The sequence below is a fragment of the Corynebacterium sp. Marseille-P3884 genome (assembly GCF_017942225.1).
GTDB lineage: Bacteria > Actinomycetota > Actinomycetes > Mycobacteriales > Mycobacteriaceae > Corynebacterium.
The window spans coordinates 158,291-174,595 of sequence record NZ_JAGKSD010000003.1 but is presented as its reverse complement, the minus strand read 5'-3'; the positions used below and the strand labels follow the sequence as shown (position 1 = coordinate 174,595).

Annotated in this window: 13 protein-coding genes; 5 read left to right on the top strand and 8 right to left on the bottom strand. The window is 54.6% G+C overall.

Going from position 1 to position 16,305, the window contains the following annotated elements:
- Positions 1–2: 2 nt before the first annotated feature.
- The 4 genes from J5Y21_RS02935 to eno form a co-directional block, all read right to left on the bottom strand.
- Positions 3–383: a type II toxin-antitoxin system death-on-curing family toxin gene (locus J5Y21_RS02935; RefSeq protein WP_210572704.1), complete on the bottom strand. Its 381-nt coding sequence runs from the start codon at positions 381–383 to the stop codon at positions 3–5.
- The gene (locus J5Y21_RS02930; protein WP_210572701.1) at positions 383–949 is read right to left on the bottom strand and encodes a Panacea domain-containing protein; all 567 of its coding nucleotides are present in this window, start codon (positions 947–949) and stop codon (positions 383–385) included. Before J5Y21_RS02930 ends, J5Y21_RS02935 begins: the two co-directional genes overlap by 1 nt.
- A gap of 128 nt (positions 950–1,077) precedes the next feature.
- The gene (locus J5Y21_RS02925; RefSeq protein ID WP_246874879.1) at positions 1,078–1,746 is read right to left on the bottom strand and encodes a septum formation initiator family protein; all 669 of its coding nucleotides are present in this window, start codon (positions 1,744–1,746) and stop codon (positions 1,078–1,080) included.
- Between the two features lie 49 nt (positions 1,747–1,795).
- On the bottom strand, positions 1,796–3,073 hold the full coding sequence (eno, locus tag J5Y21_RS02920) for a phosphopyruvate hydratase (protein WP_210572698.1): 1,278 nt from the start codon (positions 3,071–3,073) through the stop codon (positions 1,796–1,798).
- Between the two features lie 200 nt (positions 3,074–3,273).
- Here eno and J5Y21_RS02915 point away from each other — a divergent pair, with 200 nt between their 5' ends.
- On the top strand, positions 3,274–3,861 hold the full coding sequence (locus J5Y21_RS02915) for a hypothetical protein (protein ID WP_210572694.1): 588 nt from the start codon (positions 3,274–3,276) through the stop codon (positions 3,859–3,861).
- Between the two features lie 62 nt (positions 3,862–3,923).
- On the opposite strand, the gene J5Y21_RS02910 is transcribed toward J5Y21_RS02915, so the two are convergent.
- Positions 3,924–4,664 (bottom strand): lytic murein transglycosylase, encoded by a 741-nt coding sequence (locus J5Y21_RS02910; protein ID WP_210572766.1) that lies wholly within the window; start codon positions 4,662–4,664, stop codon positions 3,924–3,926.
- A 237-nt stretch (positions 4,665–4,901) separates the two neighbouring features.
- Here J5Y21_RS02910 and J5Y21_RS02905 point away from each other — a divergent pair, with 237 nt between their 5' ends.
- Positions 4,902–5,342, top strand: a complete 441-nt coding sequence (locus J5Y21_RS02905) for a hypothetical protein (protein ID WP_210572692.1) — start codon at positions 4,902–4,904, stop codon at positions 5,340–5,342.
- 470 nt (positions 5,343–5,812) lie between these two features.
- On the opposite strand, the gene J5Y21_RS02900 is transcribed toward J5Y21_RS02905, so the two are convergent.
- Entirely contained in the window at positions 5,813–7,081 is a 1,269-nt protein-coding gene (locus tag J5Y21_RS02900) for a hypothetical protein (RefSeq protein WP_210572690.1), read from the bottom strand.
- A 709-nt stretch (positions 7,082–7,790) separates the two neighbouring features.
- Between J5Y21_RS02900 and J5Y21_RS02895 the strand changes: the two genes are divergently transcribed.
- The 3 genes from J5Y21_RS02895 (at position 7,791) to J5Y21_RS02885 (ending at position 10,770) form a co-directional block, all read left to right on the top strand.
- A complete protein-coding gene (locus tag J5Y21_RS02895) occupies positions 7,791–8,510 on the top strand; it encodes a hypothetical protein (RefSeq protein WP_210572688.1) in 720 nt (239 codons plus the stop codon).
- A 189-nt stretch (positions 8,511–8,699) separates the two neighbouring features.
- Positions 8,700–9,746 carry an ATP-grasp fold amidoligase family protein gene (locus tag J5Y21_RS02890; RefSeq protein ID WP_210572684.1) on the top strand — a complete coding sequence of 349 codons (1,047 nt, stop codon included), beginning with the start codon at positions 8,700–8,702 and terminating at the stop codon, positions 9,744–9,746.
- A gap of 94 nt (positions 9,747–9,840) precedes the next feature.
- Positions 9,841–10,770, top strand: a complete 930-nt coding sequence (locus tag J5Y21_RS02885; RefSeq protein ID WP_210572683.1) for a glycosyltransferase — start codon at positions 9,841–9,843, stop codon at positions 10,768–10,770.
- Between the two features lie 9 nt (positions 10,771–10,779).
- Here the strand turns inward: J5Y21_RS02885 and J5Y21_RS02880 are convergent, their stop codons facing one another.
- Together J5Y21_RS02880 and J5Y21_RS02875 are read right to left on the bottom strand one after the other, a co-directional pair.
- Positions 10,780–13,362, bottom strand: a complete 2,583-nt coding sequence (locus J5Y21_RS02880) for a glycosyltransferase (RefSeq protein WP_246874899.1) — start codon at positions 13,360–13,362, stop codon at positions 10,780–10,782.
- Complete coding sequence (locus J5Y21_RS02875; protein ID WP_210572679.1) at positions 13,362–16,265, bottom strand: glycosyltransferase family A protein; 2,904 nt, start codon at positions 16,263–16,265, stop codon at positions 13,362–13,364. Before J5Y21_RS02875 ends, J5Y21_RS02880 begins: the two co-directional genes overlap by 1 nt.
- Positions 16,266–16,305 lie beyond the last annotated feature (40 nt).

Here is a 16,305-nt window from a genome sequence, read left to right as displayed (position 1 = left end):
TTTCACCAACAGATGTGCTCGTATAGCCAGGTCCGAACCTGATCGGTGTCAAACCTGTCGACAGCAACTGCCTCGACAAAATCCGCCACCTCAGAACCCGGGATGTCTTTCAAGTGCAGACCTTCTAGAGATACATAGGTCGCGGTACATACCCATGCAGTACGCTTGTTGCCGTCAGAAAATGCGTGGGCCTTCACCAGCCCTGTAAGTAATACTGCTGCCTGCTCGACCGTAGACGGATTCAAGAGGCGCCCTCCGAAAGTGTGCAGCGGAGCTGCAAGAGCAGCCTCTAACTTCCCGCGGTCTAAAACATTGAAATCATCTTCAATGAGACGCGCATTAAGGGCCACCACTCCGTCCGGATCGAGACAAAAATGGTTCATCAACGGTCAGCTAATAGCTCTATAGCTTCAGCCCAACGTTGGACATTGTGGGCGAAACCGGACTGCAGATCTGCTCCTGCCCAGGTATTAACGGCCTCTACAGGTCGAACCGGCACGGGAGAACCAGAAGCTTCTTGCTGCCTATAAAAGCGCATCATCGTTTCTTGAGAGATCGTTTGGCTAGAGTACTCGTGCACATCGAGCTCACCGCGAGCTTCTAACCAAGGCAGCTCGCCATGAGTCTTATCGATCAAGTCTTGCTTAGTCCATTTACCGTAGAACTCGATCACCGATCTCACGGTGCTCCACTGCTCCGTTGTTAAGACAGACGCATTAGCCTTAGCCAGCTCAGTCGAGGTACGTGCTTCCCGGTGCTTATTTTCCCGATAGAGATCGGGAGAAACCGGCCCATCAACCCACGCCTGAAAATCTTCATCTACTAAGCGCTTGCCGAACCAAGCGAGGTGCCATGCCTCCGCGTAATAGGTAAGTTTTTGCAGCCGCCAGGAGTCGACCCAGCCGAGTTCGTCATATACGGCTTGTGCGACGTTGAGTACCGAAGGCATTGTCCCTCCCTTGGCGTGCTTTCTAATGGTTGAATTCCTTTAAATAGAAAGACTAACAGCCCTGGTAACCCATAGGGGGTAGTGCAAAGCGCTTTCGCCTCGCTGCCCTATCCGCGAGCACACTGTACTTACGGCTGTTCAGGTGCCTCCGCAGGAGGATCAACAGGCTGCCCAGCCGACTCTGGCGCAGGCTGATCGCCCGGTGCTAGTGCAGGCTGCTCGGCAGGCTCCGCCGGCGCGGCCTCGTCCTCCTCGTCCTCATTGGGCACCTCACGCAGGGAATTCCAGAGGACCTCGTTCCACGGCGCGTCCGCGTCGGGATCCTCGGCGTGCTCGCTGGTGATCGTGGTGCCCTCCATGCGGGGATCGATGATGCGCCAGGCGGTCTCACCGGGCTCGGTCATGCCGAGGCGGCGGCGCGCTTCCTGCTTGGCGTAGTCCTCGTCGCTGTAGCGCTCCAAGTCCTCCTCGAGCTGCGCCTTTTCTTCTTCTTTCGCGGCGATCGACTCATTGAGGCGGGCGATTTCAGCCCTGCCTGCGTAGTAATTGCGCAACGGAACCGCAATGGCGATGAGCACGACGAGGACGACGGTGATGAGCACCGCGACGCCCACGATGTCGCCTTTGAGCACGTCCGTGCGCGGGCGCTTTCGCTTCTTCGCGGCACGCTCGGCGTCACGGCTAGCCACGGGCACCGTCGTCGGGCGACGACGTGAACCCCCAGCGCCTCCGGACATGCCGGTGAGCTGGGGGTTGGAGTCGCTGCGGCGCGCGCCGCGTGCGGATGATGTGGCCATAGTGACTGTGTAGTCTACGTGGCCCCGCTACCCGCGTGCGGAAGGCGCGCTACTTGTCGAAGCGCGGGAAGGCGTCGCGGCCGGCGTAGACGGCTGCCGGGCCGAGCTCCTCCTCGATGCGGATGAGACGGTTGTACTTGGCCACGCGCTCGGAACGTGCCGGCGCACCCGTCTTGATCTGGCCGCAGGACAAAGCCACTGCCAGGTCGGCGATGGTGGTGTCCTCGGTCTCGCCGGAACGGTGGGACATCATGGTGCGGTAGCCATTGCGGTGCGCGAGCTCGACAGCATCGAAGGTCTCGGTCAAGGTGCCGATCTGGTTGACCTTGACCAGCAGAGCGTTCGCTGCCTTCTCGTCGATGCCGCGGGCAAGACGCTCCGGGTTGGTGACGAAGAAGTCGTCGCCGACGATCTGGACCTTGTCGCCGATCTCAGCGGTGAGCTTGGTGTAGCCCTCCCAGTCGTTCTCGTCCAGCGGATCCTCGATGGACACGATCGGGTAGTTCTCGACGAGGTCAGCGTAGACCTTTGCCATGTCCTCGGCGGAGTGCTGGCCGCCCTCGAAGTTGTAGGAGCCGTTCTCGAAGAACTCGGAGGATGCGACGTCCAGTGCCAGGGCAATGTCGGTGCCCGGCTTGTAGCCAGCCTTCTCGATCGCCTCGACGATCAGGTCCAGGGCAGCCTTGGTGGAGTCGACGGACGGGGCGAAGCCTCCCTCGTCGCCAAGCCCGGTGGACAGGCCCTTGTCCTTGATGACGGACTTGAGCGCGTGGTAGACCTCCGCGCCCTGGCGCAGTGCCTCGGTGAAGGTCTCGGCGCCGATCGGAGCGATCATGAACTCCTGGACATCCACGCCGGAGTCAGCGTGCGCGCCACCGTTGAGGATGTTCATCATCGGCACCGGCAGAACATGCGCGTTCGGGCCGCCGATGTAGCGGTAGAGCGGCAGACCAGCGGAATCAGCAGCAGCCTTCGCGGCAGCCATAGACACACCCAGGATGGCGTTGGCGCCGAGGTTCTTCTTGTTGTCAGAGCCGTCGACCTCGATCATGGTGGCGTCCAGCACGCGCTGATCGTCAGCCTCGATGCCGGCGATCGCGTCGGCGATGGTCTCGTTGACGTTGCGCACGGCGTTGCGCACGCCCTTACCTTGGTAGCGATCGTCGCCGTCGCGCAGCTCGTGCGCCTCGTGCTCGCCGGTGGACGCACCTGACGGGACGGCGGCCAGGCCGTGGGAGCCGTCGTCGAGGAAGACCTCGACCTCGACGGTCGGGTTACCGCGGGAATCCAGGATTTCACGGGCGTACGTCAACATGATGTCAGCCACTGACATTCTCCTTGCATCGAAGTTGGCTTTTCCACCCCCAATTGTTCCAGAAAACCTCCCTGCCGGTCAGGGGTTCCACGGCCCGCTTCGCCAACCATGACCCTAAGCACCATGCGCACCACCTTCCCCATGCGTAACACTCTGCTATGCTTTTGGCCGTTCAACCGTCCAGCTCCATCCCCGCCATGAAAGGATCCACCATGCGCTTTACCCCCGCCAAGATCGCCGCAGCCGCCGCTGCCGTGACTGTGTCCGCTGGCCTGCTTACCGCCGCACCGGCTCAGTCCCAGACCGCGAACATGGAGAACCTGATGAAGGTCGCCGCCCAGGCCGACTCCATTTCGTGCCCCGACCTGAAGAAGCAGCTGGACAAGACCGGCCGCGTCAACGCCAACACCACACGCGCCGACCTGGTGAACATGGCTAACGCCGAACTCGCCTCCAAGCCGGCACTGCGCGCCGCTGCCGGCGGCACCATCAACAAGGTCGCCGACCGCGCCGTCGCCTGCGGCCTGGTCAAGACCCACAACAGCGGCGGCAACCGCGCCCCTGCCCCGGCACCCGCCCCGAACAACCGCAAGCCCGCACCGGCACGCCCGGCAGCTCCGGCACCGGCCCCCGCACCGGCACGCCCGGCTAACCCGGTCGACCAGATCGTCCAGCAGGTGAACCAGGCCATCGGCAACCCGGCCCAGATGTCCTCCGACGCCCAGGCGCAGATCATGAACCAGATCAACGCCTACCGCGCCCAGGTCAACGCTGCTCTGCCGGCCGGCTCGAGCATCTAAGCCACACACCAACAAAGGGCCTTCCCCACCCCCGGGGAAGGCCCTTTTCACATCCCGCCCCCCTACCGGTGCGCCGGCTGCCCGACGGCATAACTCGCGGCCGCGTCACGAACCCGAATCACATAGTCATTCGACTGGTTGTATCCGAGGATCGCGTCCTGCCAATCTTCCGGTTCCGATAGATCCCGCCCGCCATCGCAGAGCAGGTTCGCTGCACCGAGTGCCGCATCGTCGATCTGCTGCGGGTCGGCGTACCCGTCGCCGTTGGCGTCGCGCCCGTACCGCGACCAAGATTCGGGAATGAACTGCATCGGCCCCACAGCACGGTCGAATTCCGCGTCATCATCGAATTCCCCGCCGTCCGTGTCGGGCACATGCGCGAAGCCATCGCCATTCAACGCCGGTCCGACGATCGGCGGAAAGGCACGGCCGTTCTCATCCAGCCGCGCACCTGCAGCGATTTTGCCGCTGTACGTTCCGTGGCGCGTTTCCACCCAGCCGACGCCGGCAAGCGTGTTCCAGTGCAGGTTGCAGTCCGGCCACGCCTCCCGCGCGATCAGTTCCGCATTGCCGTAGGCGCGCACCGCCTCCGGGGCAATTTCGATCCCGTCCGCGATCGGCGCTGCCCACTCCTCAAGCAAGTCAGACGTCCGGCCCGGCCCGTGCACATCGATATCCGGCGGACTCACGGCGGCAGCCGGCGGAACATCTGCGGGAACCGGCACGCGCTTTTTCGTGCTCAGAGGCGTATCGAGAACGCTGAAAAGCCACATCAGTAGCGAGATGATCAGCACGATCGCCATCACTACGGCCAGCATCGCCCCGCAACCGCAGCCCGCACCATCGCGCGGGCGTCCGGGGGTTTTACGAGACGTACTCACGGTCGCTCACTCTACCGCGCCCGCATTTGCCCCCAGTTAGTCGGCCGACTTTTTCCATTCAAGTCACAATTTTCACTTCAGTCACTGTAGTATCAACGTTCGTCTGGAAAAACAGATACACAACCACCAGCCTCACTTTCCCGAAAGGACTTCCCCACCATGCGTTTCCGCACCGCCGCCATCGCCGCAACCGTCACTGCAGTTGCCACCACCGGCATCATCAACGGCAACCAGGCCGACGCCCAGAACAACACCCTCGAACTCGTCCGCGCCCTCAACGGCGGCATCGCCACCATGGACTGCAACTCCGTGGGCACATTGCTCCGCGGCGCCAAGCTTGTCGACGACACCACCACCCGCTCCCAGCTCACCTCCAAGCTGAACAAGCAGTTCGGCGCCGATGCCTCCCTCACCCTGATCGCCGCCCCCACCATCAACGCCGTCGGCGACCGCGCCCTTGCCTGCGGCGTCGTCAAAGCCGACCCCGCCACCCCGCAAAACCAGGCCATCGAGTTCGCCTCGAAGCTCTCCTCCCAGGCCGGCCTGCCGGAGCTGCGCAATGTGCTGCCCGCCGTCGCCTCCAACGGCAGCAGCTTCTAAACCACAGGCGATAAATATACGAACGCTGAGCGACGAAAGCGCGGACCCTGGCCTTGGGTTCGCGCTCGACGGGAACCTCTAGTCGAGTTTCACTGCTAGAGAGCCATCAACAAATCGCCAGCGTGTGCTGTGAACAGCCTTCTAACCGAATGCACTCATTTATCGCCCAGCACTCGATGATTCGCCACGATCATCCCTAGTGCGCTGTCAAATAATCCAAAATCTGTTTAGCTACAGGGCACGAAGCTCCGTACGAAGGGTGCTGATGCAGTCAGATCGCAGCATCGGCATTCATTTCGATCAGGTAAAACAACAAATGGCGGTATTCGAGTCACCGCACCGATAAATTTGCCCCCCATGAGTCCACCGCTAAATCTTCTTACTTTTGAACGCCCCCGCTGCGGGCTTTCGCTTGATCAGAGTCCTGCGTGCCCGACAATTTAACGCGCAGCCGAAAGTGTTTCGGAGGTTCACTCGATACTTATACTCCGGATTATGGCACCCGTTTTTGCCTTAATTAGCATCTCAACGAACCAATCGATCGCGGCTTGGGCCCCGGCGACTTGTAGCCTGATTTGAGTTTTCCCATATTTGGGTCGAGCCTCCAGCCCAGCCAATGCGCAAGTGTGAGCAATCCAGCGATCAAACTCTTTTACCCTCACCTTTCCCTCCACCACAATAATCGCGCTGAGAGAGTCGCCCACCCTGCTATTAGGGAAATAGAATTCAGCGAGGCGATCTGCTGCGTCGAGAGCCTCCCCCTGCCACGGCCAGTGGTGAATATCGATGTCAGGGTTAGCATTAATTTCAAGAAACGCCCAGCTTTGGTTGTCTGGGGATTTAGAGATGTCCTCAGCGAGCAGATCGATTCCCAAAATCTCTGGATTCCCTAAAACATCCGGGATCTGCTCACAAAGGCTCACGAAGTCTGGGTGCACCTCACCTGTTCGATCAACTGCATCTCCACCTGAGCCAATATTTGCCACAAAGCGCAAACGAACCTCAGCATCTTTCGGCGGCACTGAATTGATTGTTGTTCCTTGTTTTTCAAGACAATCCAACGCAATGTCGTCGATCTCAATCGGATGCGACTTCGTCGATGGGTTCAAAGCTCGCTTCCGGTTCTTCTCCTCTACGAGCTCTTTCACAGAAGAAATACCATCTCCAATGACGGATGCTGGCCGACGTTCAGTCGCGGCAAAAAAGCTTTGCCCGATAGTTAAAAGGCGATAATCTCGACCTCCAATTTGCTCTTCAAAGATTGGCGTTGCGCCCGCACTCAATAGAGCGGTCTCGAAAGAGTTGAAATCCTGGATATTCATGCTCACACCAGCGCCGTGAGATCCGCCGTTCGGTTTAAGAACGCCAGGCAATAGATCTAGCGCCTCAATAGCTGCAAAGTTTTCCCGCGATGTAGATCCCTTAAGTTCATAACTTCGAGGCACTCTCAAATTTGCTTCTGACAAAACCTTCTTTGTCGCCGTTTTGTCACGAGCCAGCTTGTGCGCGGACAAGCCCCGCTCAGCAGACATCAAGCCGCGAAAAAGTTTAACCTCGCCTTGCGATATGGCACCCCACAGCGGTAGATGCCCAGTCTTGTTCCCCTGCGATGTAACCACGCGGATATTGCGTCTAAGGAAAGCCCTACGAAAAAGGGAAACCTTGTTTCCCACCGATAGGTTCGAGGCCACATTCGCAATGCCCTCATAGGAGTTAACGTCCTCTTTAGCTGAGCTCATTTAACCGCCTATCTTCTAAAATCGTCGCTGTACCTTCAACACCTACTTAAGGCGAATACTAGCGCTAGCTTTTCTCAAAGATATCTCTTCGGGAGGCTGGTCGCTCATCGACGTTCAATAATGGTCGAACGAGCGGAAGTTTCACGGGTGATGTAAGAAGAGTCATCATCCATGAATTTAGTGATGGCAGGACTCGTGAAACCGTTACCTCGGATTTTCAGAGAACTCTTGAGGACACGAACTTGCCGAATCGATCGAAGCTAGGTGCTGGCTGAATCTACGGCACCGGCTACTCAAAATAGCGCATGAGTGGCATCTAGAAGCACGCACATCCGATCCCTTAATCTTGTACGAGAATCCGACCTCCAGCCTAGAGCCGATTCTCCGACTTTAATCGGACCGAAGCCTCGCATCCTTGCCGGCCGCTTGGCCTTGCCGCCAAAGGCCCCTATCCCGACTCGGCTTGTAAAAAATTGCAACTAGACACGGCCGGTGTGTCAAGTAACATTGGCCCGTCCCTTGCGCCTCTACGGCCCCTTGACTTTTTGGAAAGCGAATCATCACGTTGAAAATTCCTGTTGAGCTCCTCACCGAAGGCGGGCTTAATGCACCCCGATTCGAGGTCGACGCTGAAAACCCAGTTTTTGATTACTCCCCTGGTTGCGCAATATTCGAGGCAGAGTTATCGCGTGGAACGAAACTTGAATGCTTGACAGTAATCCGTGGAGACGCGCCCACAATAGTTTCTTTCCATGGGGCGCTCCTCCGCAAGAAGTACAACCTCCCGCGTTTTGAGCGCCTCAAAACATTGGTCGGTTTCGAGTGCAACGCGGTCTTTTTCTCAGACCCCGCCCTACATCTCAATAAACGGCTCGAACTCGCGTGGTTCACGGGATGGAAGGACCTGGACCTTCATCAGTTAATAGGACATTGGATTAACAGTTTTTCAAAAGGTGTTAATTCAAACCGCGTTATTCTTTCAGGATCGTCCGGCGGAGGATTCGCCGCTCTCCAAACTGCGCCTTATATTGATGATTCAATAGCTGTGGTTTTTAATCCTCAAACACAATTGGACCGATATCTCGTCGGAGGCCGCAGCGACGGACTCAAGGCCCAACGCGATTACCTGAGAAGCGTCTACCCCGAGTTACTAGCTCCCGACGGAGGGATTCCAAAAAATTGGGGCCGCTTAGTAGGTTCCAAAGCATCGGCGTTGGATCGATATGAAAAAGTTCGTGGACAACGAATCCACTACTGGACATCTCCCAATGATTTCCACCACGAGGATCACTTTAAACCTTTTAATCAGGTGTATAGCCAGAACGAGAATCCTCTCATCCCGTTTATCTACGAAACCAGGCCGGGACACCGACCACCTTCACTTGCAACATTTAACGAGGCAATCGAGACTGCACTCAGTTGCGAATAGCAACGGCTATCAACCATCAAACCTGGCTTTGAATTTCCCTCTACCTAATATGGAGATTCTCGATAAGGCATTGATGCTAGCATCACCAAACAAACAGATCCCGATTAGACGGCTCTCTTACCCACAAATATCCTTAAGGCTGTCTAGCGCGGGAACCTTTTACTGAACTAAAACGTTAGGTCTAACGGAATGCAAGCTGGAAAGAACCTTCTAGAGCAGGCTCGCCTTGCCGGCAACTCTCACACTCACGCCCTCTCGAGCGTCTATGCCGCAATAAGTGCACTCAGGCAGGACAACAGTATCGATGCGAAAGACCGTAGCGCTGCACTTAGACGCTTGTACTCAAAGCTCTCTTGGCGAGACGTAAGGGCCACAGTCGCAAACGAGGTGGAGCGTAGGAGGATCGGCGTTTCCTTCCGATCGAGCATTTCCCACATGCGGCTGGTTAAGCATGAACTTCGGAAGAAGGGCTACGCACTCTCTCCAGGCGGAAATCCAAAGATGCAGGACAGAGATTTCGCCCAAGCTCTTGGCGTGCCCACGCCTAAAACACTGTCTCTAAGCCAGACCGCTTCCGAGGTAAGCGTTCAAGCCAATACAGTAATCAAGCCAATAACGGGTGCTGCATCCAAAGGCGTCTTCATCGTCGATTCAGATTGCAAAGTGCGCTCTGTCTACTCGGGCAAGTCCTACGAGAGTTTTCTTGATGGAGTCGACAAAGAGTACGCGGGCACACATCTAGCCACTGAGCCGGTCTGGCTAACGGAAACGCTAATTGGAAACCCCAACAAACCAGCACGCGATATCAAAGTCTTCTGCTTCTATGGCCAGCCCGGCCTTGTTGAGGAAATACACCGCAACTCCAGCCCACGGGGGAAAAACGAATATTGCTTCTACTACCCCTCCGGGGAAAAGGTTCACGTAGATTCGAACCGAGCGAGGTACGATGGCAGTGGCTTCCCAGAGGCTGCTTTAGAGTACGCTTCGAGGATTTCAGCGGAATCTCCGGTTCCATTCCTTCGCGTTGACTTCTTAGAGTCAGAGGGAACGTTGGCACTGGGCGAAATTACTCCTCAGCCAGGTGGGACATACGCGGGTCAAGTACACGACCACATTGACCGCGAGCTAGGTGAACTCTTCCTTGAAGCAGAAGCGCGTCTCACAATAGATCTGCTGAACGGGAAGAAATTCGATACTTATTTTGAGTGCTATCCAGCGGCCCGGCCTTCTGATTAAAATGACAGAAGCGTCTTTTCCTGATCCAGACACTGCAAACCTATATCGAACGGCAGCGACGCGTCTCACACCCCTAAGACGCTAGTATGGAGCAATGACTAACCACTTCTTGGGTAGCACGAGGTTCAGCCTCTACGAACCTGCATCTCCCTCATGGAGGCTCTCTCGCCAGGTGGGGCAAAAGAACTCAGAAGAATATCTGGCTAAGCTATATAGTCCTGCGCGCATGGATCGACGGGTAGAGATTTTTTTCGATTACACGCTTCCGATAATCAACAAGGGCAGCCACGATCACAATTTAGTGCATGTCGTCAGTTTCTCGGAAGAGCTCCCTTCTAAATATTTAGAGCATCTAGCAAACGCATCGAAAAAGTATTCTTGGCTCCATCTAGATAAACGAACTGCCAATAAAAGAAAAGGAAAACCTATCGATAGTTGGGCCAAGAAATCATTCAAACCTGGCGACATTTATGCCGAATACCGCCTTGATGACGATGATCTTGTAGCGACAAGCTACTACGACACTGTCGCGAAGTACCTCACCGTCGAAAATGTTGGCTCGTATGTTTCGCTCGGCTTGGGTTTACAGGCTTTCTACGACAACGGAGCATTCCGCGAACCTCGCGTCGAGCACCGCCCCAAAATTGCAATCGGACTCGCCCGAGTTTGTGCTATTACCGAGGACAGAAAAATCGATGGTCCTCGTAGGGCCGCTCATACACAGGTTGACCGTTATGCACCCGTAATTATTGATAGCCAACAGATCCAGTTCCTCCACTCGATTCATTTTGATCAGGATTCAGGGGTAGACAAACCAGATGGAGATCTAGGTAACCGGTTTCGCAACTATTTGAATCAACCGAAACCGGACTCCATTCCAGCCGATGCTTTTCCCAACGTTCCTTTCGAGAAAATTGAGGAACCAGAACAAATCAAGATGCTTATCGGCGCCCACGCGAATTTGAGAACCGTAAGAGCGACTCTGAAGAAAATTGGTCGACGGCTCTCCAATATTCGGTTCTAAAGACGACGCTTAACGACGGCTAGTTAAGGCTGAGCCCCCCATACTCTTAGCCTTCTTGCTGATCAGGCGGAGTATCCTGTTTGAAAACGCCTCGCGAGTGAACTGAGATTCAAGGTGCTTCCGCGCAATTTGTATCTGCCGATCGTAGAGCTCAGGATCAGACCAATACTCATCAACTAGCCTTCCGACCTCGGCGGGTTCTGCGTAAACAGCGGCCGGGCCAAACACTTCCTCATAGTGTTTGGGAAGAATCACAACGAGGTTAGCGGCAATCGCTTCAAGGATCGATCGCCCGAACGCTTCCACTGCATTAGGGTGCTGGAAGAACACAAAGAAATCCAGTGAATGCAAGAACTTCACTACAGGCTCTTCATCTCGCGCGAGAATTTCCCAATTTGCCGGCGAATCAGAACGCCCCAGAACCTTCAATGGCGTCTTGCCGCCACCCATTATGCGTACGGACACTCGATCGTCAATGGGGTATGCGCTAAGAAGATCGTCTTTACTGGCGGGCCATTTCATAGAGTCGTCACGAGAGTGCCGACCAATGACCGGTTTACGCTTCAATGACCGTTTACCGGACGACTTTTCCCATTCTGCAGGCTCAAGAATTCCCGGTGAGTTAAACGACTCAAGTTCATTTGAAGTTAAATAGGGTTCTATCGCCTCCCTGGCCTGCGGCCCCTGGGGGATCCAGCTCACATTCGTATCGAACATGAACTCCGCATTCCTAGTGCAGTCACCGACCAAATAGCGTATGTCCGAGCCATCAATTTCTGAAGGCGCCTGATTCGCAACGATATACAGATGACCTACTTCTATCCTGCTCGGATCATTTGGGGGGAACTGCAATATCGGTGGATACCGTAAAAGCATGATCTGTGCTGTCACTGGGTCGTCGTAAAAAACCTGTGTTACAACGCCGCTGTTGACCAACTCCTGGATTTGATCATTCAACCGTTTCCCAGTCTTCGACATGAAACGGGCTGCTTCAAGATTAAGAATCGCTATCTTGAGGCCAACGGCGTGCAGAGCAGCAATCTCTTCCATCATCGAGTTTTGTGGACCGCCCTTTTTTGTCCAATCACCAGCGAAAATCACATCAAACTGCTCACTGGAGCTTGAGCTGCTACCTAGACGAGATGGAACGGCCACCGGGGGTAAAGCGTCAGGTTTGATCTCGAGCTCAGTTTTCGAGGCCTTTGCGTGCCAATGGCTATAGGCACCTTTGAAATGATCTCTGGATGGATGGCTCCACCCGGCTCCGAAGTCCGCCCTCGATAGGCTATCGGGCAACACTCGAACGATTGTGAGAGGTTTTTCAATCTGGTGGATCTTCTCACCCGTATACGCCTGAGCGCGGTGCACGAGTTCAGTGTCTGCTGCTTTCCGAGCTTCCATGAATCCGCCTAACTTCCTGATCAAATTCATAGGCATCATGAGCGACGAAGCATTCGAATTTTCAGGCTTATATCCAAGGCGAAGCTGGCTTAGGTTTTCATCGCAGAGCACAGCGTTCACGCGGCAGCCCGGGCTATCAGGATTATCGAAAAGATACTGCACCTGGGTTTCTAAACGCGATGGATGTGACCAATCATCATCATCCTGACCGGTGAAAAATCGACCTTTAGCAACTCGCACCCCGTAGTTCCTACACCCATATGTCCCTTGGTTTCTATCCATGGTGTGAACCGAGACTCGATCATCAACCTCCTGGAGATCTGCAAAGATCTCAGAGTATTCGGGGCCAGATGCATCGTCGACCACAATGACTTCTATCGAGGTCAGCGTTTGTCGAAGAATGGATCTAACTGCTGTGAAGATCTCATTTCTAGTTGGTTGATATGAAGTAATGATCACGCTGACCAGCGGCTGGTTCGAATCGTCACTTTGCGAAACCGCTTTGGAAGAAACTTCACAGGCCAGCCGGTCAAAGGGGGCACCATCGCCGACTTCCAAACTGACCGGACTGACATCAGCACAAGTGAAAATTTCATTAAAGCTCCGCATCCATTCACTGGAATCAGAACTGCGAGAGAAGCTGGTGAAAGGGTTCAGTAGCTCTGCCCTCAGGTACCCGTGGCCAATCCGGTTGATATCTTTCCACCGATTCAAGTACTGGACTGCCGTACTCGCTCGGCCCCCAAGGATCAACGACTGCACCAACATGAGACGCCACTTGCGTGTGGACAAATTTTTCGGCAACAGATCAATGGCTGCTTCTAAAAGATCGACCGCAAAAGCATTTGAGGGTGAATCGGCCGTGTTCTCGATTAGAAGGTAGTACGCGATTTCTCCGAATACGTCTGCGTTACCAGTCGGTTCAATCTCAGCTACCAAGGAGCGTTTTCCGCCTTGAATATGCAGCTTCAACAGCCTTGCTTCCAGAGCGGTCCAGTCTGCTGCAGAATCGCTTGCCTCATAAGCAAGAATATCTAGATAACTGTTCGCCCTCAAACGTCGAGCAGTTGCGACTGCTGCCCCCCGTCTTCTCGACGATATCTCCGCGTAATCTTCCAGTAGTTGCTCACGTGTTAGAGCGAACCTATCGCGCCCATCGGAAACATCGAGCCATTTACTTTCCGCCACCATCACTCAACTTCCTTTGCAACGACTCCAGAACCTTCAAATTCACAAATCTCTTCCTGCCGTGCTGCATCCGCTTTTGTTTGAAACCTCGCCGATGGTTCCAAGGGAACGACACCAAGTTTTCTAGCACGCTCCACGAATTCGTCTTCACTCAAGAAGTTGCCCGAGAAACCAACTCCGGCGAGCACCTGCTTGTTATAGAAGTCCTTATTGTCCCAAGCTCGAGAAACGACATTCCGAACTTCCTTCAGGCCGCAATAAAGCGCCGCGTCTCCATAAACTGGCTCTTGCTCAGGGGGAAGAATTACTACTACCCCGCTCGCCATAGCCGTTAGAACCTCCGGAGCTGGCTCAGCCTTCGGTAGAGACGGGTCAAACCCTAGCCAGAAATCAAGGGAGGCATAGTAATTTTCCTCGCTGACATCTTCCTCAGAAATCAGTGTCGCATTTTCCCTCAGTAGAGCCTGCGCCTTTGAGGACAGCCCTTCAATGCCATCCCATAGGAGCACCTCGTAGCTGTCATTATTCGTATACACATTCCGAATATCTGAAAGTTTGTCAGGCCAGTTGGAGCTGTGCGATCTGTTGGATCGTCCGACCAACGGAACGTCATTTTCCGTTGGGCGAACATCAAATGAGTCGTGAGCGAAAAGCACAGGCCATTTTTCAAAAGGAATTGAAATGCTATTTGCCTGTTCTCCAAACAATTGCTCGAGATTCCGGCGCCCAAGTTCATTGAGACGAGACCGCCATGAGTGTTTCTCATTCGCGGTCACAATCTGTCCCACGGACCACTGCGCGCGGAGGTTTTCTGCAAACGAGAGCGCAGTTAGGTCACGACAAATTACGGAGGCTGCCGACAATTGATCATTCAAAGTGATGAAAGAAACCTCGCGGGCTCGAACCGCGTCGAGAGCCGCCCTTTGGAATCTCTTTTCAGTTACACCGGAAGTGCCGTAGAGGTGCGCAATCCCCACGTGATAGCCCGCGTTAGCAAGAGCTCTTGCCTCACGTAGGGAAGCAACTGACGAAGCCGACATGAAGTCCCCTACAAAGACGACGTCAAACCAACCCAAATTTTTCCCGCGCATTCCAGGTTCCATATTTGCTGGCCGAGCATCTCTTGTCTTGCCATCCAGAGCATCCGCTTCATGCATACGCGAGAACGCGGAATGGTAGAAGAGCCTCGCGGGGTCTTGGTAACCGCGGTCGATCTCACCAGCTGTTAGCGAAGTGTCGCGAGTACGTGTGAATGAGAAGGGAGCTTTTCCCACCTGCGGGATTTTGGATCCTGTTGCTGCGATAACTCGGTTCTTGAATTCTTCATCGCCGCCACGATTCACATCGTCCCATTGCCCCACCTGATCAAAGATCTGCTTCCTGAACATCAACGAAGAGTAGTTGTTTTGAATCAGCGTAGGTGTCGAATTGATTCGTACGAACCGCAGGTCCGTGGTCGATCTGATGTGCCCTGTTGTGTTAGCAACGATGTCTTCGTGTTCAAGCAAATGCTCAACTTGGGCTTGAATCTTACGCGCGTGAGACCAGTCGTCGTCATCATGAACAGTGATGAACTCACCTTTACACTTTTGCAACCCAGCGTTCCGCGCGATATATGCACCTTTATTCTCTGTAAGCTCTAGTAGTTGAACTTCTGGGTAACGGGCACATACATCCCTCAGACGTTCGTTGTTTTGTGCGCTTGATCCATCGTCTACCACAATGATTTCGAGGTTTGCCCAAGTCTGAAGAGTCAGACTTTTGAGTGCAGTCTCGATCCTGTCCGCCCCCTCATAAGTAGGAACAATGACGGAGACGAGTGGGCCGTCGACGTCGTGTGGCGTGGCTTGAGTCTTGATCGAATCAAGGGTGGCAGAGCCATGTTCATCGACACCAATTTCATCCAAGGCATAACGTCTAAAGACAGCATTTACGCACTCAAGCCACCCACTTGAACCAGGCTTCAGAGAATTCGCTCTTGTGAGGGCGTAGTAATTGGGATCCTTGCGTCGCAATCCAGACTTTTCCAAGATGGTCAGGGCCGCTTTATGATCGCCTTGTTCTTGAACCACTTCGGCAAGAAGCTTCAAATCATTGTCCTTAAGGGCTCTATCGCCGAACACCCAGTGAAGGCCCAAGAAAAGATTCCGGGCTGCTTCGAGATCTGGCTCAGAGCGACGCTGATTAGCTATCACCCGGCCGAGAGCCAACAAACTCGCCCGGTTCCAATGTCGAATCGCTTTTGCCTCCCGCTCTTCGCCTGCTCTCAAGAGCGAGAATGCTTCAATAACTTCATCGTAGCCATATGCCATTCCGGTGGCTGCTTTGGCAAAGAATTCTCGAAATGCCTCACTACGTGTACGTAGGGCGAACTTCGTGAAGAGATCTGGATTCTGCCGGACACTGGCGAGGAGATCAGCCTCATCATCATCCGGCCGCAAAAAACCGGATCCAATCAATCCATGCTCAGGCAGTACTTCTTTTGTAGCAACTTTCGCCGACGGAGCCTTGACTTCTTTTGTAGCAACTTTCACCGACGGAGCCTTGACTTCTTTCGTAACAACTTTCACCGAAGAAGTTTTGGCGCCTTCAGCCGACTTGCCCGAGCTATTTGAGTCTTCAAAGTCGCTAAGAGCCTTAGTCTCAGGTAGGTCAATCTCCTCTCGCAAAGAACGCAGCTCTTTTCGGCTTTTTCCGAATTGTTCATTTAGAGCTCTCCGCGTTTGAACGAGATAACGATGGGTCGCTCCGATCAGAACCACCACGGAAGCAACTGAAAGAGCAATTAGAAAGGTAAATGCGCGGTATTGCCCCAAGAGACCGGTTACTGCGGCGATCAAAACCACTCCGACAGTCAGCAGACAAAGCTGAAGAACGCGGCTTTTGGAAATATTTTTAACCTTCATTTTTCTTCCGCCGTTACCTTGAGGCCGTCTCTAATCACCG

Coding starts and splice junctions, on each gene's coding strand:
- J5Y21_RS02905 (WP_210572692.1), top strand. CDS start 4,902: ATGCGTTTCCGCACCGCCGCCATCGCCGCAACCGTCACTGCAGTTGCC.
- J5Y21_RS02925 (WP_246874879.1), bottom strand. CDS start 1,746: ATGGCCACATCATCCGCACGCGGCGCGCGCCGCAGCGACTCCAACCCC.
- J5Y21_RS02930 (WP_210572701.1), bottom strand. CDS start 949: ATGCCTTCGGTACTCAACGTCGCACAAGCCGTATATGACGAACTCGGC.
- J5Y21_RS02875 (WP_210572679.1), bottom strand. CDS start 16,265: ATGAAGGTTAAAAATATTTCCAAAAGCCGCGTTCTTCAGCTTTGTCTG.
- J5Y21_RS02935 (WP_210572704.1), bottom strand. CDS start 383: ATGAACCATTTTTGTCTCGATCCGGACGGAGTGGTGGCCCTTAATGCG.
- J5Y21_RS02910 (WP_210572766.1), bottom strand. CDS start 4,664: ATGGCGATCGTGCTGATCATCTCGCTACTGATGTGGCTTTTCAGCGTT.
- J5Y21_RS02890 (WP_210572684.1), top strand. CDS start 8,700: ATGCAAGCTGGAAAGAACCTTCTAGAGCAGGCTCGCCTTGCCGGCAAC.
- J5Y21_RS02915 (WP_210572694.1), top strand. CDS start 3,274: ATGCGCTTTACCCCCGCCAAGATCGCCGCAGCCGCCGCTGCCGTGACT.
- J5Y21_RS02900 (WP_210572690.1), bottom strand. CDS start 7,081: ATGAGCTCAGCTAAAGAGGACGTTAACTCCTATGAGGGCATTGCGAAT.
- J5Y21_RS02880 (WP_246874899.1), bottom strand. CDS start 13,362: ATGGTGGCGGAAAGTAAATGGCTCGATGTTTCCGATGGGCGCGATAGG.
- J5Y21_RS02885 (WP_210572683.1), top strand. CDS start 9,841: ATGACTAACCACTTCTTGGGTAGCACGAGGTTCAGCCTCTACGAACCT.